Raw genomic sequence first — 20953 nt, 5'->3', positions numbered from 1 at the left:
GCAATCCGTATGCACCCAGGCTAGGGTGAGGGATCGAACGTCGCATTCCGAAAGGGCGGCGATTTTTGTGTTGCTGTGGGTCGTTTTCAACGGGGGGCGGTACATGCAGCAGAATCAGGTGGCACCCTTCGAGGTCCTGATCGTTGATGATGAGCCTGGTGATGTGGAACTGATCCGCTCGGCCATTGATGACGGCCGATTTATCTGTCGGACCCACGTGGCCCATGACGGCGTCGAGGCCATGGCCTTCATGCGCAAGGAGGCGCCCCGGCACGCCGGCGCGGTAACCCCCGATCTGGTTCTGCTTGACCTCAACATGCCGAAGATGACCGGACGCGAGGTGCTGGCCGCCATGCAGTCCAGTGACCATCTCGCGCGGATTCCGGTGGTGGTGGTCACCACGTCGGATGTGGAGCGCGACGTGCTGCAGGCCTATGACCTGGGGGCGTCGGGCTTCATTACCAAGCCGGTGGATATCGAGCAATTGTTCACCGCCATCCACGGCATCCAGGATTATTGGTTTGGCGTGGTGCGGAAACCGACGCTGGACGGCAACGCCTGATCTTGTCCTCATGAATTTCATGCTATGACGTGCCGGACGTATTTGGCGGCGGACGCTCGTGGCTGACGAACAAGCACTGCGACAGGGCTGGACTACCGGGGCCTGCGCCACAGCGGCGGCCAAGGCGGCGTGCTGTGCGTTGCTGGGTGATGGCTTTCCCGATCCGGTCGGCATCGACCTGCCGGGGGGGCGCACGCCGGCCTTTGCCCTGGCCTTGGCCGAGATGGGGGAGGGCTGGGCCCGGGCTGGAATCGTCAAGGATGCCGGTGACGATCCGGACGTAACCCATGGTGCCACCATCATCGCCACTCTGCGCCATGGGATTGCCGGGGCCGGCCTGGTGTTCAGGGCAGGGCGGGGCGTTGGGATTGTGACCCGGCCGGGTCTGCCGCTGGCCGTCGGCGAGCCGGCGATCAATCCCGTTCCCCGTCGGCTGATGGCTGAGGCCGTGGCCGCCATCGCCGCCCGTCACGGCATGGCCTGCGACCTGGAGATCGAGATTTCCGTGCCGGGCGGTGAGGACATCGCCCTTCGCACCTGGAATCCCCGCCTCGGCATTCTGGGCGGCATTTCCATTTTAGGGACCACCGGCGTGGTCATTCCTTATTCCTGCTCCGCCTGGATTCACTCCATCCAGCGCGGCATCGACGTGGCTCGGGCCTGTGGATTGATCCATGTGGCCGGCTGCGTCGGTTCCACCTCGGAGAAGGCGGTGCGCAAGGTGCGCGGGCTGGGAGAGGAGGCGATCATCGACATGGGTGATTTCGCCGGCGGCATGTTGAAATATCTGCGTCGCCATCCCATTCCCCGCGTCACCATCGCCGGCGGCTTCGCCAAGATGTGCAAGCTGGCGGCGGGTCAGATGGATTTGCATTCAAGCCGCTCGCAGGTGGACATGGTCTGGCTGGCCGCCCAACTGAGGTCGCTGGGGGCGGATGCGGCCCTGGTCGCCGCCTCGGCCCAGGCCAACACCGCCCTGGAGGTGCTGGAACTGGCGGAGGGATTCCCCCTGGGCCAGGCCATCGCCCGCCAGGCCCGGGCGGCGGCGCGGGAGGTGCTCGATAATCCCGAGGTCAGCCTCGACGTGCTGGTGGTCGATCGCCAGGGCCGGGTGATCGGCGACGCTCACTGATTTGTGGGGGGCTAGGCCCCTTGATCAGATGCCCCTGACCCAAGCCGCTGCGTCTTCCGCCGAACCGGCGCATGCCGTTTCGGGGCGGAGGGGTCGTTCCAGCATGATGACTGGCAGGCCCAGGGCGGAAGCGGCTTCCAGCTTGGCGCGGGCGGCAGCGCCGCCGCTGTTGCGGCAGACGATGGTATCGATGGTATGCATCCGCAGCAAGGCGCGCTCGCCCTCCAGGGTGAAGGGGCCGCGATCAGCGATCAGGGTGAAGCGGGCGGGCGGTGGTTCCGGTTTGGCATTTTCGGCAAAGCGCAGCAGGAACCACACATCGTCCAACCCGGCGAAAGCCGCCAGTTCTTGACGGCCTACCGCCAGGAAGACCCGCTTCGAGGTACAACGCAGAAGGTCGATGGCCTCACGCCAGGCGGTGACCGGGGTCCAATAGTCCATCGGCCCCGCCATCCATGCGGGGCGGTCCAGGCGGAGAAGCGGCAGGCCCAGGGCTGCGCAGGCCCGTGCCGCGTTCCAGCCCATGCGGCTGGCGAAAGGGTGAGTGGCGTCTACCACCGCCGTAATCGCCTCGTGCCGGAGATAATCGGTCAGGCCGGTCTCTCCGCCAAAGCCGCCGACACGGGATTCGCCGGGGGGCAAGCGAGGCGTGGCGGTTCTTCCCGCCAAGGAGGAAATGACCCGCCGGCCGGGATCACTGCTCAGCGTCCGGGCCAGGGCGACCGCTTCGGCGGTGCCGCCCAAAATCAGAATGGTGCCCGTCATCGTCCGTCGGCCAGGGGATCGCCGCGCTGCGGGCGCTCCGGGATGGCAATTCCGGTGGCGGCCAGCTTGGCGGCCAGGATCTCGGCGTCGAAGGGCTTCATGATGTATTCGTCCGCCCCTTCGGCCAGGGCGCAGGTGATGTGCTCGAGATCGCCTTCGATGGTGCAAAGCACCACCTTGGGGGCCTGGCCGCCCGGCATGGCCCGCAGGGCCTTGAGGAAGGCAAAGCCGTCCATGACCGGCATGTTCCAGTCGACCAGGACCAGATCGGGCATCCCGGTGGCGCAGATTTCAAGGGCGTCGGCGCCGTGCTCCGCCTCGCTCACCCGCAGGCCCAACTGTTCCAGCATGCGCGTATGGATGGTCCGGATCAGCTTGGAATCGTCGATGACCAGGCAATGACTCATAGCGAACCGTCTCAGATAATGGAGCACACAGCGCTTATGTAGGGTGCGCAAGGGGACGAGAGTAGATGGTTACAGACTGAACTGCATGCCGAGTTCGGCCTTGGTGTCGTTCCAGTCGCGGCGCAATCGCTGGATCAAATGTTCCATCTGGTCCATATCGCCATCCTGCATGGTCTTGGCGATGGAGACGGCCACATTTTCCAGCCAGGGCGTTCCTGAATAAGCAGCCAACCCCTTCAACTCGTGAATGGCGGCCCCGATCACCTTGATATCTCCGCCCGCACCTTCCAGTCGGCCGCAGATGTTCTCGCCGCTTTCGATGAAGGTCCGGGCCAGGATGGCGGCATTGGCCGTGCCCAATTGTTCGGCCATGCGGGCGATGGAGTATCCGCCCTTGTCGCCATCCGCCCCGGATGGAAGTTGGCGAACCAGAACTTCGGCGATGGCCGAGCGCAGCAACAGGGGGTCTATGGGCTTGGCCACGTGGCCGTCCATGCCCGCCGCCCTGCAGCGGGCGACGTCGACGGCCATGGCGTTGGCGGTGAGCGCAATGATCGGAATGCTGGCTACGGGGCCGGGCATGGCGCGGATGCGCCTTGTGGCCTCGGGGCCGTCCATCTCGGGCATCTGCATGTCCATGAGGATCAGGTCGAAATTTTCGTCCTGAAGCTTGTCCAGCGCTTCCAGGCCATTGCAGGCCACCGTGACGCGATGGCCTTCACGGTTCAGCAATCCGGCTGCGACCTTCTGGTTGAAGATGTTGTCCTCGGCCAGCAAAATCGACAGAGCGGGCAGGGCCGCGATCTCGGCCCGCGGGGCTTCGGCCGCCGGCGCGGCGGCGGCGGGAAAGTCCAGGCGGAACCAGAAGCGGCTTCCCAGGCCCTTGGTGCTGTCCACGCCGATTTTGCCGCCCTGGGCGTTGATCAGCTTCTTGCAGATGGCCAGCCCCAGTCCCGAACCGCCGAAGCGGCGACTGATGGAGGCGTCGGCCTGATGGAAAGGCTGGAACAGGCTTTGGGCCTGGGCGGCGTCCAGTCCGATGCCGGTGTCGATCACGGCGAACTCGTACCCATTGCCATCGTCACTTCGGCGCAGGCGCAGGACAATTCCACCCTGGTCGGTGAACTTGATGGCATTGCCGATCAGGTTGATCAGGACTTGGCGCAGGCGAGCCCCGTCGCCGCTGACCCAGCCGGGCAACTGGGCCGGGCCGTCGAGCACCAGGGTCAGATCTTTTTCCGAGGCGCGGCCGCGCAGCAACGAGACAACGCCCTCCACGGTATTGCCCAGGTGGAACGGAAGATTTTCGAACTGCACGCCATCTGCTTCCAGGCGCGAGAAGTCGAGAATATCGTTGATGATGCCAAGGAGGGCGGCTCCGGAATCATGCACCACCGACAGCTTCTCGCGGTCTTCCGCCGCCAGGGGACGGTCCATCAGAAGATGAACCATGCCCAGAATGCTGTTCATGGGGGTGCGGATTTCGTGGCTCATCACCGCCAGGAATTCCGACTTGGCCCGTTCGGCGTCGCGGGCCTGGGTGACGGCCTTCTCCAGGTCGCGGTTCTTCAGCGCCAGTTCGGCGTGAGCCTCGGCCAGAGCGTTCTGGAAGCCCTTCAGGGCGCTGATGTCGACGGCGATGGAGTACTTGGCCCGCCGTCCATCGAACCAGGTGAGCATGGTCTCCCGCAACTGATACCAGTGGTCGTCGCGGTCGTTGAAATGTTCGAATTCGAGGGAGGTCTCGCCCTCCTCGGCCATCATGACCGGCATCTTGCAGAACCGGCAGGGCGACGTTTGATTGTAGACGGATTCGTAGCACTTGCGGCCCTGCACCACACCGACCTTCTGGCGCATGGCGCGATTGGTGCAGATGATGTCGTAGGTCGCGGAATCGGCGACGTAGACCGGAAACGGAATGACGTCGAAAATGACTTCCCAGTAGCCGGGATCACCGGGGTTGAGGCCTGGGAAAGCAGTCGTCATTCCGGTGAATATCCCAAGATCAGGTGGAGCGGATGATGACCTTGTCGATCATGTCGGAAAGCTTTTCCGTGCGCACGGGCTTGAGCACGTAGCCCTTCGCCCCGGCATCCAGCGAATCGATGACCATCCGCTCCTGGCCATGGGAGGTCACCATGATGATCCTGGCGGAGGGAAACTCGCCGATGATCCTGGCAGTGGCTTCAACGCCATCCATGTCGGGCATGGTGATATCCATGGTGACCAGATCAGGATTGGTGGCGCGATAGGCCTCCACGGCCTCGGCTCCGGTGCCGGCGGTTCCGACCACCTGATGGCCCAGGCCTTCCAGCATGAGAGTCAGTTTCTTAACCGCAATAAGCGAGTCGTCGACGATAAGGACTTTAAGCGCTGACATCAGGTCTGCCCTAGGATTGGTAGTTCAGGTGGTCATCGAACAGGTCGCGCGGACCGACAAAACTTACACTGACGATGCCTCTTTCGGTACGTATCCGCATGCTGGCGAATACTGCGTTCTTTGGGCGATGAATGCAACGCGCATCCTCAATGATCACCGGTGGCGAGAGGGCAATACTCTCCTCAATGTTCTGAAAATCGATGGTACACAGCCCGAGAATGGTATTGACGATTTCGCCGGCGGTCTCGCGCCGGTACAGATCCTCTTCGCCGGGCGGCACTTCGATGTCGGCTGTTACCCGGCTATAGAGGGCCTGGACCAGCGACGCCTCGAAACTGAAGGCGATCAGCAGGCTGATGGGGCCTCCCAATCCGGCGATGACGGTCATGTCGTGGAGGTGAAGCTTGGTGACGTCGCAGTCGAAGGTTTCTGCGCCATCGACGGCGATCACCGCTTCGGCGGCCAGCACTTCCCGGGTCTGGCCGAGAATTGACGCCATGACTCGGGGAATGATGGTTTTGTTGAAGTTCATTCCGTATCGATCCTTGAACCGGGCCTATGGCCAAGTAATCCAGGTGGTGATGATGACATGATTCCGCAAAGGGCGCGATGGCTTCCCTGACGATTGAGGGCGATACCCCTAGGAGGTGGGCAGCGGCAAGGCGATGACGAATTCCGATCCGCCCCCGGCCGCCGGCCCGACCTTGATGGTGCCGCCATGACTTTCGACGATCTGCTTGACGATATAAAGGCCCAGACCGGCGCCCTTTGTACCGGTTGCCGAGGGTGAGCGGTAGAATTTCTCGAAGACCCGGTCGGCTTCGTCGGCAGGGATGCCGGGGCCATGGTCGGTGACGGTGATCCGGGCCACGCTTTGATGCAGGTCCAGCGACACCATTACCGGCCCGCTGGCGGCCGGTGAGTATTTCAGCGCATTGTCGATGAGGTTGGACAGGGCGACTCGCAGAAGCGCCGGGTCTGCCGTCAGCGTCATTCGGGCCGCAACGGTCAGGTGAACACGTCCCGGTAGCCCAAACTCCGCCTTCTCGCGGCAGATTTCCTCGACCAGCGCCGCAAGATCCAGCTGCCGAACCTGCAAGGCGGCCACCGCCGAGGTAAATCGGGCGTCGGCCAGGCAGACGTCGATCAGGTCGGACATGCGATGGACGGCCCGGTCGATCTTGCCGACTTCCTCGACCGCTTCAGGCTTGTCCTTGGTGTAAATCTCCAGCACTTCGGCCGCTCCGCCGATGATGGATAGCGGCATCCGGAATTCATGGCTGACCATGGCGAGGAAGTTGCGCTGGTTCAGCGTGACCTCCTGCTCGGATTGCAGGGCGCCGTTCAGGCGGAAATTCTTGAGGGCCAGTTCCGCATGGGCCTCGGCCAGGGCGTTCTGCACCTCTTTCAGCGCGCTGATATCCACGGCGATGGAATACTTGGCACGTCGGCCGTCGAACCAGGCCACCATGGTCTCCCGGAGTTGATACCAATGGTCGTCGAGATCGTTGAAGTGCTCGAATTCCAGGTAATTGGCCCCGGTGGCAGCGGCGCTCTCAAGCTCCGCCATCTTGCAGAACGAACAGGGCGTGGTCTGCTGGTAGATGGCGGCGTGGCATTTGTCGCCAGGCTTGACCTCCACCCGCTGCTTCATGGCGCGGTTGGCGCAGACGATGTCGAATGTCTTGGCATCGGCCACATAGACGGGGAAGGGGATGACGTCGAAAATGACTTCCCAATAGCCGGGGTCGCTGGGGTTGCCGCCGGGAAATACAGTCGACATCGATTCTCTCGCGTTTGCGCGCCTAAGTGGTGCGCTCCATGACCTTAGCGATCATATCGGAGAGTTTCTCGATACGCACTGGCTTTAGTACATAACCCTTAGCCCCGGCTTCCAGGGATTCGATCACCATCCGCTCCTGTCCCAGAGCGGTCACCATGACGATGCGGGCATCGGGGAATTCGGCAACGATGGCGGCGGTCGCCTCCATCCCGTCCATGTCGGGCATGGAAATATCCATGGTCATCAGGTCGGGTCGATGCTCGCGGTACGCCTCGATAGCCTCGCGGCCGGTAGCCGCGGTGGCGACCACCTGATGTCCAAGCCCTTCAATCAAGACAAGGAGCTTCTTGACCGTAATTATCGAATCATCAGCGACAATCACCTTTAGTGGCATTATATGCACTTCTGTAGTATATTTGTTACTGGCCGCAGTAAAGCGGAGACTGCAAAAGTATTGCGGAAAATTAGTTGGCGCTGCAATTGGATTTTCCTGGGGTATTTCAATTTCCAATTTATGATTGAGTGTAGGTGTGGCTTCCTGTGCTGATGGTTGGGGGGAAAGAAAAAGGCCGGACGCTGGCGTCCGGCCTTGAAGTTTGGCTCGTGAAGGGAGACTCGAGCGATCTCGGCAGAGGAGTCGGGGACCGGAATCGCCAGCCGTCGGGAGCCGCCGACGGCTAAAGGATGGCTTCGTCCACTCCCATGACGGTGGCCGAGCCGGCAATGATGGTCCGCTCCAGGGCGGCGGCCTGGGGCAGGGTGTGTTCGGCGTAGAAATGGGCGGTGGCCAGCTTGGCGGCATAGAAGCCGTCGTGGTCGCGCCCGGCATCCATGGCGGCCTTGGCGACCTTGGCGGCCAGGGCGACCTGCTGTCCGCCAACCAAGATTCCCGTCAGGTCGAGCATCGGTACGGCCGCTGCGGCGGCCAGGCGCGGGTCCTCGCCGGTCTGCCCCACCAGCCAGTTGACCGCGCGAGCGGCGGCGGCGGCGGCTTCGGACAGCCTTGTTCCCACGGCCTGCAGCGAGGCGAGCCCGTCGGCCGACAACTCGGCGGCCAAGGCGGCAATCTCGGCCAGCAGGGTGTGGGCGAAGGCGCCCTTGTCGCGCAGGATCTTGCGATAGACCAGATCGTTGGCCTGGATGGCGGTGGTGCCTTCGTAGATGGTGGTGATGCGGGCGTCGCGCAGGTGCTGGGCGGCGCCGGTTTCCTCGATATAGCCCATGCCGCCGTGGACCTGGACACCCAGCGAGGCGATATGCTGGCCCAGTTCGGTGCACCAGCCCTTGGCGATGGGGGTGAGGAACTCAAGGCGCTGGCTGGCCTCGTAGCGGGCGTTGGGCTCGGGGTGGTGATGGGCGATGTCGGAGAAGGCGGCGGCCGTGTAGTGGATGCCGCGCATGGCTTCGATGCCGCTCTTCATGGTCATCAGCAGGCGGCGCACATCGGGGTGGTGGACGATGCTGGCCGGGCCGGAACCGGTCCAGCCCACCGGCTTGCCCTGCACGCGGTCGCGGGCATAGTTGCGGGCCTGCTGGTAGGCGCGCTCGGCGATGGCCAGACCCTGCAGGCCGACGGCCAGACGGGCGTGGTTCATCATCACGAACATGTATTCCAGGCCGCGATGGGGCTGGCCCACCAATTCGCCCAGGGCGCCTTCGTGGTCGCCGAAGCTCATCACCGCCGTGGGGCTGCCATGGATGCCCAGCTTGTGCTCCAGCGACACGCATTTGACGTCGTTGCGGCTGCCGTCGGGCAGCATCTTGGGCACCACGAACAGCGAGATGCCCTTGACCCCGGCGGGAGCGTCGGGCAGGCGGGCCAGCACCAGATGGATGATGTTGTCCGCCAGATCATGGTCGCCATAGGTGATGAAGATCTTCTGGCCGGACAGGCGGAACTTGTCGCCCTCGGGGGCGGCCTTGGTGCGGATGGCGGCCAGATCGGAACCGGCCTGGGGCTCGGTCAGGTTCATGGTGCCGGTCCATTCGCCGGTGACCATCTTGGGCAGATAATAAGCCTTCTGCTCCTCCGAACCGTACAGCGACAGGGCGTTGACGGCGCCCTGGGTCAGCATGGGGTTCAGCGTGAAGGCCATGTTGGCGGCCTGCCACATCTCGTGGACCGCGTGGTTGAACAGGTTGGGCAGACCCATGCCGCCGAAATCGGGCGAGAAGGGCAGGCCGTTCCAGCCGCCCTCGACGATGGTGGCCCAGGCGTCCTTCCAGCCCGGCGTGGTCCGCACCACGCCGTTCTCCTGCCGGGCGCCGTCCTCGTCGCCGGCCCGGTTCAGGGGGGACAGCACGCCCTCGGCGATGTGGCCCGCCTCGGTCAGGATGGAATCGGCGGTTTCCGAGGTGGCGTCCTCGAAGCCGGGCAGGGCGGTGATGGCGTCCAGGCCCACCACCTCTTCCATGGTGAAGCGGATATCGCGCAGCGGCGGAATGTAGGTGGTCATGGCTCAGGCTCCCAGCGCGTTGGAAAGGTCCGGCAACACCTTGAAGAGATCCGCGACCAGACCGTAATCGGCGACCTGGAAGATGGGGGCCTCTTCGTCCTTGTTGATGGCGACGATGACCTTGGAATCCTTCATGCCGGCCAGGTGCTGGATGGCGCCCGAGATGCCGACGGCGATGTAGAGGTCGGGGGCGACGATCTTGCCGGTCTGGCCCACCTGGAAGTCGTTGGGCACGAAGCCGGCGTCCACGGCGGCGCGCGAGGCGCCCACCGCGGCGCCCAGCTTGTCGGCCACGGCTTCCAGCAGGTGGAAGTTGTCGCCCGACTGCATGCCGCGACCGCCCGAGATGATGATCCGGGCCGAGGTCAGTTCCGGACGCTCGGACTTGGACAGCTGGCTGCCGACGAAGGACGACAGGGCCGGATCGGCGGCGGCCGACACGGCTTCCACGGCGGCGGAGCCGCCCTCGGCCTTGGCGGCCTCGAAGCCGGTGCCGCGCACGGTGATCACCTTGACCGCGTCCTTGGACTGCGCGGTGGCCAGGGCGTTGCCGGCATAGATGGGGCGCACGAAGGTGTCGGGCGACACCACGGCGGTGATCTCGGAGATCTGCGCCACGTCCAGCAGGGCGGCGACGCGGGGCGCCACGTTCTTGCCCCCCGTAGTGGCCGGCGCCAGGATGTGGGAATAGGACCCGGCAAGGCTCACCACCAGGGCGGCCAGCGGCTCGGCCAGATGGTTGGCGTAAAGGGCGGCGTCGGCCGACAGCACCTTGGCGACGCCCGCCACCTTGGCGGCGGCCTCGGCCACCGCGCCGATGCCCGAGCCGGCCACCAGCACATGCACGTCGCCGCCGATCTTGGAAGCGGCGGAAACGGTGTTCAGCGTGGCGGATTTGAGAGCGCCGCCTTCATGTTCCGCGATAACCAGAATGGTCATGTCTTTTCGTTCCTTGTCCTGGCCACGTCGGGGCTTCCGCCCCGCACCCCGACCGGGGAAGACCCCGGACCCCTTTTGAATTCAAAGGGGGTTTGGGGCATCGCCCCAAATGGGTCCGGGCAATCGCCCGGTCGTGCCGTCAGATCACCTTGGCTTCGTTCTTCAGCTTGTCGACCAGGGCGGCCACGTCGGCCACCTTGATGCCGGCGCTGCGCTTGGGCGGCTCGGCCACCGACAGCGTCACTAGGCGCGGCGCCACGTCGACGCCCAGATCGGCCGGCGACACCGTGTCGATGAGCTTCTTCTTGGCCTTCATGATGTTGGGCAGCGAGGCATAGCGCGGCTCGTTGAGGCGCAGGTCGGTGGTCACCACCGCCGGCAGCTTCAGCGACACCGTCTCCAGCCCGCCGTCCACCTCGCGGGTGACGGTGATGGCATCGGCGCCGATCTCCACCTTGCTGGCGAAGGTGCCCTGGGCACAGCCCAGCAGCGCCGCCAGCATCTGGCCGGTCTGGTTGGAATCGTCGTCGATGGCCTGCTTGCCCAGGATGATCAGCCCGGGAGCCTCCTTGGCCACCAGCGCCTTCAAGACCTTGGCCACGCCCAGGGGCTGGACCTCGTCATCGGTCTGGACCAGCACGCCACGGTCGGCGCCCATGGCCAGCGCCGTGCGCAGCGTCTCCGACGCGGCGGCCGGGCCGATGGAGACCACCACCACTTCCGTGGCCTTGCCCGCTTCCTTGAGGCGAACCGCCTCCTCAACCGCGATCTCGTCGAACGGGTTCATGGAGAACTTCACGTTTTGGGTCTCGACGCCCGAACCGTCCGACTTCACCCGAATCTTCACGTTGTAATCGATCACACGCTTGATCGCGACGAGTACCTTGGTCATCACAGCTCCTTGGCCTTCTGGCGCAGCATGAACTTCTGGACCTTGCCGGTGGAGGTCTTGGGCAGACCGCCGAACACGATGGTCCTGGGGACCTTGAAGTGGGCCATGCGTTCGCGGCAGAAGGTGATGATATCGGCTTCGGTGGCCTCGGCGCCATCCTTCAGAGCGATGAAGGCGCAGGGCGTTTCACCCCATTTCTCGTCGGGCCGGGCCACCACGGCGGCTTCCAGCACGGCAAGATGGGCATAAAGGATGTCTTCCACCTCGATGGACGAGATGTTCTCGCCACCCGAAATGATGATGTCCTTGGAGCGGTCCTTGATCTCGATATAGCCGTCGGGATGGCAGACGGCCAAATCGCCAGTGTGGAACCAGCCGCCGGCGAAAGCCTCCTCGGTGGCCTTTTCGTTCTTGAGATAGCCCTTCATGACGTTGTTGCCGCGCATGAAGATCTCGCCCACCGTCTTGCCGTCCTTAGGCGCGGGCTCCAGGCTGATGGGATCGGCGATCATCAGGCCTTCCAGCATGGGGCCGCGCACGCCCTGGCGCGCCTTGATCTGGGCCTTCTCGTCGATGGAAAGGCCGTTCCACTTGTCGTGCCAGACGCACTGGACGGTGGGGCCGTAGCACTCGGTCAGGCCGTAGACGTGGGTCACTTCCCAGCCCATGCGCTCCATGCCGGCGATGACGGGGGCGGGCGGGGCGGCGCCGGCGGTCATCACCTTGACGGCGTGGCTGATGCCCTCCTTGAGGGCGGCGGGCGCATTGTTGATCATGTTGAGCACGATGGGCGCGCCGCAGAAATTGGTCACCTTCTCGTCGCGGATGGCGCCCATGATGGCGTCGACGCGCACATGGCGCAGGCAGACGCTGGTTCCGGCCACCACCGCCATGGTCCAGGGGAAGCACCAGCCGTTGCAGTGGAACATGGGCAGCGTCCACAGGTAGACCGTGTTGTCGCCCATCTGCCAGGACAGTGCATTGGACACCGCGTTGAGGTGGGCGCCGCGATGGTGATAGACCACGCCCTTGGGGTTGCCGGTGGTGCCCGAGGTGTAGTTCAGGGCGATGGCCTGCCACTCGTCGGTGGGCAGGGTCCAGGGCGCCTCGGAGGCCGCTTCGTCGAGAAGCTGCTCGTAATTCTTTTCGCCCAGCAATTCGCCGCCCTTGAACTGGGGATCGTCGATGTCGATCACCGGAATGGTGCGGCCCAGCGCGGCCAGGGCCTTCTTGACCACGGGCGAGAACTCGCGGTCGGTGATGAGGATCTTGGCCTCGGCGTGGTTGAGGATGAAGGTGATGGCGTCGGCGTCGAGACGGGTGTTGATGGCGTTCAGGACGGCGCCGGTCAGCGGCACGCCGAAATGAGCTTCGAAGGTCTCGGGGGTGTTGGCGCCCATCAGCGCCACGGTATCGCCCAGGCCGATGCCGCGCGCCGTCAGCGCGGCGGCCAGCTTGCGGCAACGCACGAAGGTCTCGGCCCAGGTGCGGCGCACCGGGCCGTGGATGACGGCCAGACGGTCGGGCCACACGGCGGCGGCGCGCTCGAGGAAGGTGAGCGGCGTCAGCGCCACGAAGTTGGCGGCGTTCCTGTCGAGGCCCAGTTCATACGGATTCGAGGACATTTAAGGACTCTCCCTTCCAATATTTTGCCCAAAGGTCTAGCCGCTTGTCGTTGCCCAAGTGTCTCCGGATTCTAACGAATTGTTTCCGCTGGACGGGAGGGGCTGATTTCAGGCAATCAGGATGCCTGATTTATCGACGGAGGGGGCGATGGGGATTCTGCGCAATGGTCTGATGCCGGCCGCCTGTGTCGTGATGCTGATCCTTCCCGCCCAGGCTGCCGACATCAAGCCCCGGGTCAGGGAGCTTGTGACCGAGCGCTGCTCCCTGTGCCACGGCGTCGATGGCGAGGCGGCCACTTCGGTCTATCCCCGTCTGGCCGCCCAGAACGAGACCTATGTGGTCAAGCAGCTCAAGGATTTCCGCGATGGACGGCGCAAGGGCACCATGAACGAGATGGCCAAGGACCTGACCGACGACGAGATCGCCGGGCTGGCCGGTTATTTCAGCGGCAAGAAGCCCCAGTCCCGGCGCCCTTCCGATCCCGATTTCGCCGCCGTGGGCAAGTACATCTTCCACAGCGGCAACCGCTATTCCGGCATCGCCCCTTGCGCCTCGTGCCATGGCGAGGCGGGGCGGGGCACCGAGCAATTGCCGCGTCTGGCGGGGCAGCACCCGGCCTATGTGGAGGGGCAGTTGATGGAATTCGTGTCGGGCTCGCGCACCAATGACAAATCCATCATGCACGCCGTCGCCACCAAGCTGACCACCTTGGAGATGAAGGCGGTGGCGAGCTATATCGGCGGGCTGGAATAGGGGGCGAAGGGGCAGGGCGCCGCCCTGCACCCGCCAGGGACTCGGTCCCTGGACCCTATTCCCGATAATCCAAGGGATCAAAGGGCCAAGGCCCTTTGCCGGTGTGGGCGGAGCCCACGAGGAACCTGAGTTATTCCCAGCGCACGTCGGCGGAGAACAGGTAGCCGGCGCCATAGACCGTCTTGATCAGGCGGGGCGATTTGGGGTCGGCCTCGATCTTCTTCCTGATGCGCGAAATGCGCACGTCGATGGCGCGATCAAAGGCGATGTCGTCCTTTTCCGGCTCGGCGCCCTGCAATTGCTCACGCGACAGCACCCGCTTCGGCGCCCGGAGCAGGGCGGTCAGCAGTACCGCCTCGGCGGCGGTCAGGGTCTCCTGCCGTCCATCGGCATGGGTGAGGCTGAGGTCGCCGGATTCGAAGACCCAATCGGCGAACACCGCCCGGGTGGTGACGGGGGCGCCGGTGGCGGCCAGCTGGTCACGGCGGCGGATGACCGAATTGACGCGGGCCACCAGTTCGCGGGGCTCGAAAGGTTTGACGATGTAGTCGTCGGCCCCCAGCTCCAGGCCCAGTACCCGGTCGGAGACGCCGCCGCGCCCGGTCAGGATGATCACCCCGAAGCGCACGTCCTCCCATAGCTCGCGCACCAGGGTCAGCCCGTCCATGTCGGGCAGGCCGAGATCGACGATGCACAGATCGGGCGGATCGCGGCGGATGGCCTGGCGGGCCAGGGCGCCACTGGCCAGGGGGGTCACGTGATAGCCGTAGCCCTCCAGCACCTGACGCAGCAAGGCGCGGATGTCCGGTTCGTCGTCGACGACGTAGATACGTTTTCTGCTGCCACCCATTCTCTCTTCAACGCCCCTCATGCGCAGGGAAGGCCATCTCCGTGGCCCTTGGCTCAAGCCGCGTCCGACGGCTCCGTCGTCCGGGCGACGGCGGCGGCCAGGTCGGATCTGTCCCATGGCTTTCGCAATATGACCAGATCATCGGCTTCGGGGCTAGTGTCGAAGGAGAATCCGCTGATGAGAATCACGCGGATGGAGGGGCGCTCGGCGCGGATGCGCCCGGCCAGCTCGATGCCGCTCATGCCGGGCATGACGATGTCGGAGACCACCAGGGACAGGCCCTCGATCTGGCCGAACAGGTCGGCGGCCTCGTCACCGCTTTCCGCCTCCACCACCGAGAAGCCCAGATCCACCAACTGGCCGCGCAGCACGGCGCGCACATCCGCATCGTCCTCGGCGATCAGGGCCAACTGGCCTTGCCACAGCGACGGCGAGGGGGCTGCTTCTTCCGCTTCGCCTTCCACCGCCACCGGGGCGGCACGGGGCAGCAGGATGGTGACGGTGGAGCCCATTCCCAGGCGGCTGTCCAGGGTGATGTAGCCCTTGGACTGCTTGACGAAGCCGTAGACCATGGAAAGCCCCAGGCCCGAGCCCAGGCGCTTGGTGGTGAAGAACGGTTCGAAGGCCCGGGTCATGGCTTCGGGGGCGAAGCCCAGGCCGTTGTCGGAGACCCGGACCTCCAGGTAATCGTCGGGCTCTACCTGCTCGTCGAAGGTCAGCGGATCGGTGACCCGACGCAGGCGGACGTCCATCTCCAGCCGGCCGCCATCGGGCATGGCGTCGCGGGCATTCAGCGCCAGATTGATCAGGGCGTTCTCCAGCTGGTTGGCATCGGCGATGGCCCAGCATTCGCCGCCTTCGTCGGGAATGGTGATGGTGATGGAGGACGGCAGCGAGCGCGACAGCAGTACCGAGACTTCCCGCACCAGGGCGGAAACGTCCACCGGCTGGGGCTTCAGGGGCTGCTGGCGCGAAAAGGCCAGCAGGCGCGAGGTGATGTCGGCGCCTCGGCGGCTGGCCCGTACTGCCGGCTCCAGATAGGAATCGAGTCCGTCGATCTCGGCGTAGCGGTCCCGCGCCGCCGCCAGATTGCCGAGAATCACCGACAGCAGGTTGTTGAAGTCGTGGGCCAGTCCGCCCGACAACTGGCCCACCGCCTTCATGCGCTGGGCCTCCATCAGCTGGGTCTCGGTGGCTTTTTCCGCCGAGATGTCCAGTGCCAGCACGAACATGGCGGTCACCGCGCCGTTGGCCGCCAGTTGGGGGATCAGGGTGTTGCGGGTGGTGACGGTGTGCCCGTCGGGATGGGGAAAGCTGTAGGTAAAGGTGACTTCCTCTCCCGCCCAGGTGCGCTCCATATGGGCCTGGATGGCGGCATGGGCGAAGCGGCCGATGGCCGAGCGCAGGTCGCGGCCGATCAGCTCGGCGGCATCCTGGCGCACCAGTTCGGCCCAGCCCCGGTTGACGAAGCGGATGATCTCGTCGCGGCCCAGATAGGCGATAGCCGCCGGAATGGCGTCGAGGATCAGGCGGCGGCGGGTCTCGGCCTCTTCCAGCTCGTTGGTGCGCTCCTGCACGCGGGTGTCCAGCGTCGAGATGTCGTCCTTGACCCGGCGGACCATGGCGTCCAGCGCCTCGGCCAGCAGCCCGATCTCGTCGTCGCGGCGGATGCCGCTTTGGGCATCCAGATTGCCGGCCTGCACCTGCTCGGCGGTCTCGGCCAGACGGTTGAGCGGCCGGGTCAGCCAGTCCACCGCCAGATAGCCCAGGGCGCCCGCCACCACCATCAGAGCCAGGGCGATGGTCACCAGCCGGTTGCCCAGCACGGCGGAGGACCGCTTCAACTCGTCCACATAGACCGAGGAGGCGATGTACCAGTCGAAGCCCTTGAAGTGGCGGACCCAGGAAATCTTCTCGTAGGCGTAATTGCCCGGATCGGAGGGCTTGTCCCACAGATAGGTCAGCGGCCGGTCGCTGTCGGCCGCCGCCATCAGTTCCTCGCTGATGGGGCGCCCGGTGGCGGGGTCGATTCTCGTCCCGAAATCCTGCCCTTCGATATTGGCATTCGGGTGGATGATCATGGTCTTGGCCGCGTCGAAGATATAGACGTAGCCGGTCCGGGCGATGCGGATGTTGCGCAGCGCCTGACGCAGGTCCTCCACCGCCTCGGCCTTGCGGCGCTCCACCTCGCGGTCGATGTCGTCCAGATAGGCTCCGGTACCGATCACCAGGCCGCGATTGGGCATGTCGATGAAGTAGGACAGCTTCTCGCTGGGCCGCGTCTCGCCCAGGCGCTGCCAGGGATAGGTATGAAAGCCTTCACCCTTCTCCCGCGCGATGGCGATGATGGTGGGCAGGATGGCGCGGCCGTCCGGCCCCTGGACGCGTGAGGCGTCGCGGCCCTGGAACTCCGGGTCGGGATGGGAGCGGATCACCGAATTGTAGTCTGTCACCCAGATATAGTCGTTATTGCCCCATTTGAAGGCGCGCAGCCCGTCGAAGGCGAGGCGGCGGGCCTCGGCCTCGCTGATCTCGCCCTTGTCGGCGCGGGCGAAGACGTGATCCAGATAGGAGGCGGCCAGGGAGACGACGTTCCTGAGCTGCGCCTTGTAGGACTCCACCGTCATGGCGCGGCGGTCCTCCAGGCTGACGTCGATCTTGCCGGTCATGACGAAGACGTTGTCGAGGATGGTGCGGCTGGCGTTCAGTTCGATCTCGTAGGCCTTCTCCTCGATCAGCGGCACGGAAAAGACGTAGATGGCCGCCGCGAACAACGCCACGGCGGCGAGGATGGCCGAGAACAGCCGGAAGAACAGGCGGGAGCGGATCATCTAATCCGGCCTGTCATCCCGACGACCGACGGGAGGAGGGATCTCATCCTGGTACGACATGTCAGTTCCGGCAATGGCACGACAAACGGGGATCCCTCGCGGGGGCTCGGGAGGACAGGATGAGTGTCACGTCAAAGCGCGGCCCATTCAACCGCCCTGTGGCCCCGCATGGCTGTATCCCGGCTACAATTCGTAACGATTGGGGAAAAGTTCGGCAAAGCTCCTTTGATAGGTGAGGGACACAAATAAGTACCTTTCGGAGGGGACATGTCTGACGCAGACACCTATGCGCGGGTTCGCCAGAACCCGAAATTCCATGAACTGGTCAAGAAGCGTACCCGCCTGGCGGTCACCTTGTCGGTGATCGTGCTGGGCTCCTACTACGCCTTCATGATGGTTGTCGCTTTCGCGCCGGGAATCCTGCGCACGCCGTTGTCCCAGGGGTCGAACCTGACCGTGGGCGTGCCGGTGGGCGCCGCCATCATCGTGGTGTCTTGGCTGCTGACCGGGCTGTACTCGCACTTCGCCAACGGCGAGTTCGAGGAGCTGAACAAGGACGTGGTGCGCGAGGTGCTGGAATAATGAAGCGGATTCTCCCCATCCTGCTGGCGCTGGCGGTTCCCACCGCTGCCCTGGCCGGTCCCGGCGACCTCGGCGGTTCCGAGAAGCAGCCGATCAACGTCACCGCCATCGCCATGTTCTTCGCCTTCGTCATGGGCACGCTGGGCATCACCTATTGGGCGTCCAAGCGCACCAAGTCGGCGTCCGACTTCTACACGGCGGGCGGCGGCATCACCGGCTTCCAGAACGGTCTGGCCATCGCTGGCGACTATATGTCGGCCGCGACCCTGCTGGGCCTGTCCTCCATGGTGTTCGCCACCGGCTTCGATGGCTTCATCTATACCATCAGCTTCTTCGTCGGCTGGCCGATCATCCTGTTCCTGCTGGCCGAGCGCCTGCGGAACCTGGGCCGCTACACCTTCGCCGACATCGCCTCCTACCGTCTCGACCAGTCCAAGGTGCGCACCTTTGCCGCCATGGGCTCGCTGACCGTGGTGTGCTTCTACCTGATCGTCCAGATGGTCGGCGCCGGTCAGCTGATCAAGCTGCTGTTCGGCCTGGATTATGCCGTGGCGGTGATCATCGTCGGCGTGCTGATGGTGGTCTATGTCACTTTCGGCGGCATGATCGCCACCACCTGGGTGCAGATCATCAAGGCCTGCCTGCTGCTGGGCGGCGGCGTGCTGCTCTGCGCCCTGGCGCTGTCCAAGTTCGGCTTCAGCCTGGAAAACGTCGCCGCCAAGGCGGTGGAGTCCCATAAGGCGGGCGTCAAGATCATGGGCCCCGGCACCATGCTGGCCGATCCGGTTTCGGCGGTGTCGCTGTCGCTGGGTCTGGTGTTCGGCACCGCCGCGCTGCCGCACATCCTGATGCGCTTCTTCACCGTTCCCAACGCCAAGGAAGCGCGCAAGAGCGTGTTCGTGGCCTCGGGCTTCATCGGCTTCTTCTTCCTGATCGTCTGCATTCTCGGCCTGGCCGCGGTCAGCATCGTCGGCACCGATCCGCAGTTCTTCGAAGGCGGCAAGGTGGGCGGCAAGCTGCTGGGCGGCGGCAACATGCCGGTGATGCATCTGGCCAAGGCCCTGGGCGGCGACATCTTCCTGGGCTTCCTGTCGGCGGTGGCCTTCGCCACCATCCTGGCGGTGGTGTCGGGTCTGGCCCTGGCCGGCGCCTCGGCCATCGCCCACGACATCTATGCCCGCGTCATCCGCAAGGGTCACGCCACCGAGGCCGAGGAGATGCGAGTCTCCAAGCTCTCCTCGCTGGTGCTGGGCGTGGTCGCGGTGATTCTGGGCATCATGTTCGAGAAGCAGAACGTCGCCTTCTTGGTGGGCCTGACCTTCGGCATCGCGGCCTCGGCCAACTTTCCGGTGCTGTTCCTGTCCATGTACTGGCGGGGCCTGACCACCAAGGGCGCCCTGTGGGGCGGCATTGCCGGCCTGGTGTCGGCGGTGACCTGCGTGGTGCTGTCCAAGGCCGTGTGGGTGGTGGTGCTGAACAACCCGGCGCCCATCTTCCCCTACGAGCATCCGGCCCTGTTCTCCATGACGCTGGCCTTCCTGGTCACCATCGTGGTCTCCAAGCTGGACGGCAGCGAAACCGCCAAGGCGGAGAAGGCTCTGTTCGACGACCAGTATGTCCGCGCCCAGACGGGAATCGGTGCGGCCAGCGCCTCGAATCATTAATGGTCCGATCCGGCCGGCGACATCGTCGGCCGGTGAATCGGCCCATCAAACTCACTAGTTACCTCCCGCAAACTGCGAGCCCCGCCGGAGTTCTTCTCCGGCGGGCTTTTTTTTGAGCATTGCCCGTTGACAAGGCACTCCCGGGACCGGAAATATCGGCCCCGCGCGGGACGGCGGCGAGCGGCCCGGCATCAGGCTTCCTGGCTGGGGGACAAGGTCATGCGCATTTCCTTTACGGCTGTCGCGGTGTCGCTGATTGCCGCGGCTGTGTCTTCGGTTTCCGGAGCCCAGGCGGCGGAAGACAAGGTGCTGAACGTCTACAACTGGTCGGACTACATCGCGCCCGACACGCTGGAGAAGTTCACGGCCCTGACCGGCATTAAGGTCAATTACGACGTCTACGACAGCAACGAGGTGCTGCAGGCCAAGCTGCAGGCCGGCAAGTCGGGCTATGACGTGGTGTTCCCCTCGGCTTCGCCCTTCCTGGCCAACCAGATCAAGGCCGGCATCTACCGCAAGCTCGATCGCTCCAAGCTCAGCAATTACGGCAACCTGGACGCCCAGGTGATGGTGACCCTGAACCGGGCCGCCGATCCCGGCAACCTCTACGCCATTCCCTATGCCATCTCGCCCACCGGCTTCGCCTACAACGTGGACAAAGTGGCCAAGGCGGGCAAGGACATGCCCCTGGACAGCTGGGCGGCGCTGTTCGACCCGGCCCAGGTCGCCAAGCTGAAGGGCTGCGGCGTCAGCCTGCTTGACGCTCCCACCGAGGTGTTTCCGGCGGCCCTGACCTATCTGGGCAAGAACGGCGCCTCGCTGGACTCCGCCGATCTCAAGGCGGCGGCCGAGGCGGTGACCAAGGTGCGGCCCAGCATCAAGTATTTCCACTCGTCCAAGTTCATCAACGATCTGGCCAATGGCGACATCTGCATGGCGCACGGCTATGTGGGCGATCTGGTCCAGTCGCGCAACCGTGCCGCCGAGGCCGGCAAGGGCGTCAACATCAAGATCGTCATTCCCAAGGAAGGCGCGGTGATCAACATCGATTCCATGGTGATCCCCGCCGATGCGCCCCATCCGGAAAACGCGCACAAGTTCATCGATTTCATGATGAAGCAGGAGGTGGCGGCGGGCTTTTCCAACACCACCGGCTACGGCAATCCCATTCCGGGGTCGCGGAGCCTGATCCGCAAGGAAATCCAGGAGGACCCGGTGATCTTCCCGTCCGAGCAGGTGACGGCCAAGCTGTACCAGGTTCCGCCGGCGGACATGGCCAAGGAGCGCGAGCGCACCCGCCTGTGGACCACCGTCAAAACGGGTCGCTGAGG

At 64.6% G+C, this 20953-nt stretch carries 19 protein-coding genes; 6 read left to right on the top strand and 13 right to left on the bottom strand.

Going from position 1 to position 20953, the window contains the following annotated elements:
- The first annotated feature begins 103 nt into the window (after positions 1-103).
- Together AMB_RS13300 and AMB_RS13295 are read left to right on the top strand one after the other, a co-directional pair.
- Positions 104-562 carry a response regulator gene (locus tag AMB_RS13300; protein WP_043744527.1) on the top strand — a complete coding sequence of 153 codons (459 nt, stop codon included), beginning with the start codon at positions 104-106 and terminating at the stop codon, positions 560-562.
- A 58-nt stretch (positions 563-620) separates the two neighbouring features.
- Positions 621-1694: a cobalt-precorrin-5B (C(1))-methyltransferase gene (locus tag AMB_RS13295; RefSeq protein WP_011385022.1), complete on the top strand. Its 1074-nt coding sequence runs from the start codon at positions 621-623 to the stop codon at positions 1692-1694.
- 24 nt (positions 1695-1718) lie between these two features.
- On the opposite strand, the gene AMB_RS13290 is transcribed toward AMB_RS13295, so the two are convergent.
- The 11 genes from AMB_RS13290 to AMB_RS13240 form a co-directional block, all read right to left on the bottom strand.
- Entirely contained in the window at positions 1719-2459 is a 741-nt protein-coding gene (locus AMB_RS13290; protein WP_011385021.1) for a cobalt-precorrin-6A reductase, read from the bottom strand.
- A complete protein-coding gene (locus AMB_RS13285) occupies positions 2456-2866 on the bottom strand; it encodes a response regulator (protein ID WP_011385020.1) in 411 nt (136 codons plus the stop codon). Before AMB_RS13285 ends, AMB_RS13290 begins: the two co-directional genes overlap by 4 nt.
- 69 nt (positions 2867-2935) lie before the next feature.
- Positions 2936-4852, bottom strand: coding sequence for an ATP-binding protein (locus AMB_RS13280; RefSeq protein WP_011385019.1), 1917 nt, complete (start codon positions 4850-4852; stop codon positions 2936-2938).
- Between the two features lie 19 nt (positions 4853-4871).
- Entirely contained in the window at positions 4872-5183 is a 312-nt protein-coding gene (locus tag AMB_RS13275; protein ID WP_231848840.1) for a response regulator, read from the bottom strand.
- Between the two features lie 73 nt (positions 5184-5256).
- Complete coding sequence (locus AMB_RS13270) at positions 5257-5778, bottom strand: chemotaxis protein CheX (RefSeq protein WP_011385017.1); 522 nt, start codon at positions 5776-5778, stop codon at positions 5257-5259.
- Positions 5779-5886: 108 nt separating this feature from the next.
- Positions 5887-7029 (bottom strand): sensor histidine kinase, encoded by a 1143-nt coding sequence (locus tag AMB_RS13265; RefSeq protein WP_011385016.1) that lies wholly within the window; start codon positions 7027-7029, stop codon positions 5887-5889.
- Positions 7030-7051: 22 nt separating this feature from the next.
- Positions 7052-7423 carry a response regulator gene (locus AMB_RS13260; protein WP_011385015.1) on the bottom strand — a complete coding sequence of 124 codons (372 nt, stop codon included), beginning with the start codon at positions 7421-7423 and terminating at the stop codon, positions 7052-7054.
- A gap of 283 nt (positions 7424-7706) precedes the next feature.
- Complete coding sequence (locus AMB_RS13255; protein ID WP_011385014.1) at positions 7707-9485, bottom strand: acyl-CoA dehydrogenase; 1779 nt, start codon at positions 9483-9485, stop codon at positions 7707-7709.
- 3 nt (positions 9486-9488) lie between these two features.
- Entirely contained in the window at positions 9489-10424 is a 936-nt protein-coding gene (locus AMB_RS13250) for an electron transfer flavoprotein subunit alpha/FixB family protein (protein WP_011385013.1), read from the bottom strand.
- A gap of 139 nt (positions 10425-10563) precedes the next feature.
- Entirely contained in the window at positions 10564-11316 is a 753-nt protein-coding gene (locus AMB_RS13245) for an electron transfer flavoprotein subunit beta/FixA family protein (protein ID WP_011385012.1), read from the bottom strand.
- Positions 11316-12941, bottom strand: coding sequence for an acyl-CoA synthetase (locus AMB_RS13240; protein WP_011385011.1), 1626 nt, complete (start codon positions 12939-12941; stop codon positions 11316-11318). Before AMB_RS13240 ends, AMB_RS13245 begins: the two co-directional genes overlap by 1 nt.
- A 148-nt stretch (positions 12942-13089) precedes the next feature.
- Here AMB_RS13240 and AMB_RS13235 point away from each other — a divergent pair, with 148 nt between their 5' ends.
- Positions 13090-13695 carry a c-type cytochrome gene (locus AMB_RS13235; RefSeq protein ID WP_148207403.1) on the top strand — a complete coding sequence of 202 codons (606 nt, stop codon included), beginning with the start codon at positions 13090-13092 and terminating at the stop codon, positions 13693-13695.
- A gap of 130 nt (positions 13696-13825) precedes the next feature.
- Here AMB_RS13235 and AMB_RS13230 read toward each other — a convergent pair whose 3' ends face one another.
- Together AMB_RS13230 and AMB_RS13225 are read right to left on the bottom strand one after the other, a co-directional pair.
- The gene (locus AMB_RS13230) at positions 13826-14545 is read right to left on the bottom strand and encodes a response regulator transcription factor (protein WP_043744524.1); all 720 of its coding nucleotides are present in this window, start codon (positions 14543-14545) and stop codon (positions 13826-13828) included.
- 53 nt (positions 14546-14598) lie between these two features.
- Positions 14599-17376, bottom strand: a complete 2778-nt coding sequence (locus AMB_RS13225) for a cache domain-containing protein (RefSeq protein WP_011385008.1) — start codon at positions 17374-17376, stop codon at positions 14599-14601.
- Between the two features lie 267 nt (positions 17377-17643).
- Between AMB_RS13225 and AMB_RS13220 the strand changes: the two genes are divergently transcribed.
- The 3 genes from AMB_RS13220 (at position 17644) to AMB_RS13210 (ending at position 20951) form a co-directional block, all read left to right on the top strand.
- Positions 17644-17958, top strand: coding sequence for a DUF485 domain-containing protein (locus AMB_RS13220; RefSeq protein ID WP_011385007.1), 315 nt, complete (start codon positions 17644-17646; stop codon positions 17956-17958).
- A complete protein-coding gene (locus AMB_RS13215; protein ID WP_011385006.1) occupies positions 17958-19622 on the top strand; it encodes a cation acetate symporter in 1665 nt (554 codons plus the stop codon). Before AMB_RS13220 ends, AMB_RS13215 begins: the two co-directional genes overlap by 1 nt.
- Positions 19623-19841: 219 nt before the next feature.
- A complete protein-coding gene (locus tag AMB_RS13210) occupies positions 19842-20951 on the top strand; it encodes a polyamine ABC transporter substrate-binding protein (protein ID WP_011385005.1) in 1110 nt (369 codons plus the stop codon).
- Positions 20952-20953 lie beyond the last annotated feature (2 nt).

It is taken from the genome of Paramagnetospirillum magneticum AMB-1 (genome assembly GCF_000009985.1).
GTDB classification, from domain to species: Bacteria; Pseudomonadota; Alphaproteobacteria; order Rhodospirillales; family Magnetospirillaceae; genus Phaeospirillum; species Phaeospirillum magneticum.
Note: the sequence above shows the minus strand (reverse complement) of the source record. Positions and strands in the feature narration are given on the sequence as shown.

What these genes read in the sequence shown, in the direction of transcription:
- AMB_RS13300 (WP_043744527.1), top strand. Translation starts at nt 104, where the DNA reads ATGCAGCAGAATCAGGTGGCACCCTTCGAGGTCCTGATCGTTGATGAT.
- AMB_RS13290 (WP_011385021.1), bottom strand. Translation starts at nt 2,459, where the DNA reads ATGACGGGCACCATTCTGATTTTGGGCGGCACCGCCGAAGCGGTCGCC.
- AMB_RS13285 (WP_011385020.1), bottom strand. Translation starts at nt 2,866, where the DNA reads ATGAGTCATTGCCTGGTCATCGACGATTCCAAGCTGATCCGGACCATC.
- AMB_RS13280 (WP_011385019.1), bottom strand. Translation starts at nt 4,852, where the DNA reads ATGACGACTGCTTTCCCAGGCCTCAACCCCGGTGATCCCGGCTACTGG.
- AMB_RS13275 (WP_231848840.1), bottom strand. Translation starts at nt 5,183, where the DNA reads ATGCTGGAAGGCCTGGGCCATCAGGTGGTCGGAACCGCCGGCACCGGA.
- AMB_RS13270 (WP_011385017.1), bottom strand. Translation starts at nt 5,778, where the DNA reads ATGAACTTCAACAAAACCATCATTCCCCGAGTCATGGCGTCAATTCTC.
- AMB_RS13265 (WP_011385016.1), bottom strand. Translation starts at nt 7,029, where the DNA reads ATGTCGACTGTATTTCCCGGCGGCAACCCCAGCGACCCCGGCTATTGG.
- AMB_RS13260 (WP_011385015.1), bottom strand. Translation starts at nt 7,423, where the DNA reads ATGCCACTAAAGGTGATTGTCGCTGATGATTCGATAATTACGGTCAAG.
- AMB_RS13255 (WP_011385014.1), bottom strand. Translation starts at nt 9,485, where the DNA reads ATGACCACCTACATTCCGCCGCTGCGCGATATCCGCTTCACCATGGAA.
- AMB_RS13250 (WP_011385013.1), bottom strand. Translation starts at nt 10,424, where the DNA reads ATGACCATTCTGGTTATCGCGGAACATGAAGGCGGCGCTCTCAAATCC.
- AMB_RS13245 (WP_011385012.1), bottom strand. Translation starts at nt 11,316, where the DNA reads ATGACCAAGGTACTCGTCGCGATCAAGCGTGTGATCGATTACAACGTG.
- AMB_RS13240 (WP_011385011.1), bottom strand. Translation starts at nt 12,941, where the DNA reads ATGTCCTCGAATCCGTATGAACTGGGCCTCGACAGGAACGCCGCCAAC.
- AMB_RS13235 (WP_148207403.1), top strand. Translation starts at nt 13,090, where the DNA reads ATGGGGATTCTGCGCAATGGTCTGATGCCGGCCGCCTGTGTCGTGATG.
- AMB_RS13230 (WP_043744524.1), bottom strand. Translation starts at nt 14,545, where the DNA reads ATGGGTGGCAGCAGAAAACGTATCTACGTCGTCGACGACGAACCGGAC.
- AMB_RS13225 (WP_011385008.1), bottom strand. Translation starts at nt 17,376, where the DNA reads ATGATCCGCTCCCGCCTGTTCTTCCGGCTGTTCTCGGCCATCCTCGCC.
- AMB_RS13220 (WP_011385007.1), top strand. Translation starts at nt 17,644, where the DNA reads ATGTCTGACGCAGACACCTATGCGCGGGTTCGCCAGAACCCGAAATTC.
- AMB_RS13215 (WP_011385006.1), top strand. Translation starts at nt 17,958, where the DNA reads ATGAAGCGGATTCTCCCCATCCTGCTGGCGCTGGCGGTTCCCACCGCT.
- AMB_RS13210 (WP_011385005.1), top strand. Translation starts at nt 19,842, where the DNA reads ATGCGCATTTCCTTTACGGCTGTCGCGGTGTCGCTGATTGCCGCGGCT.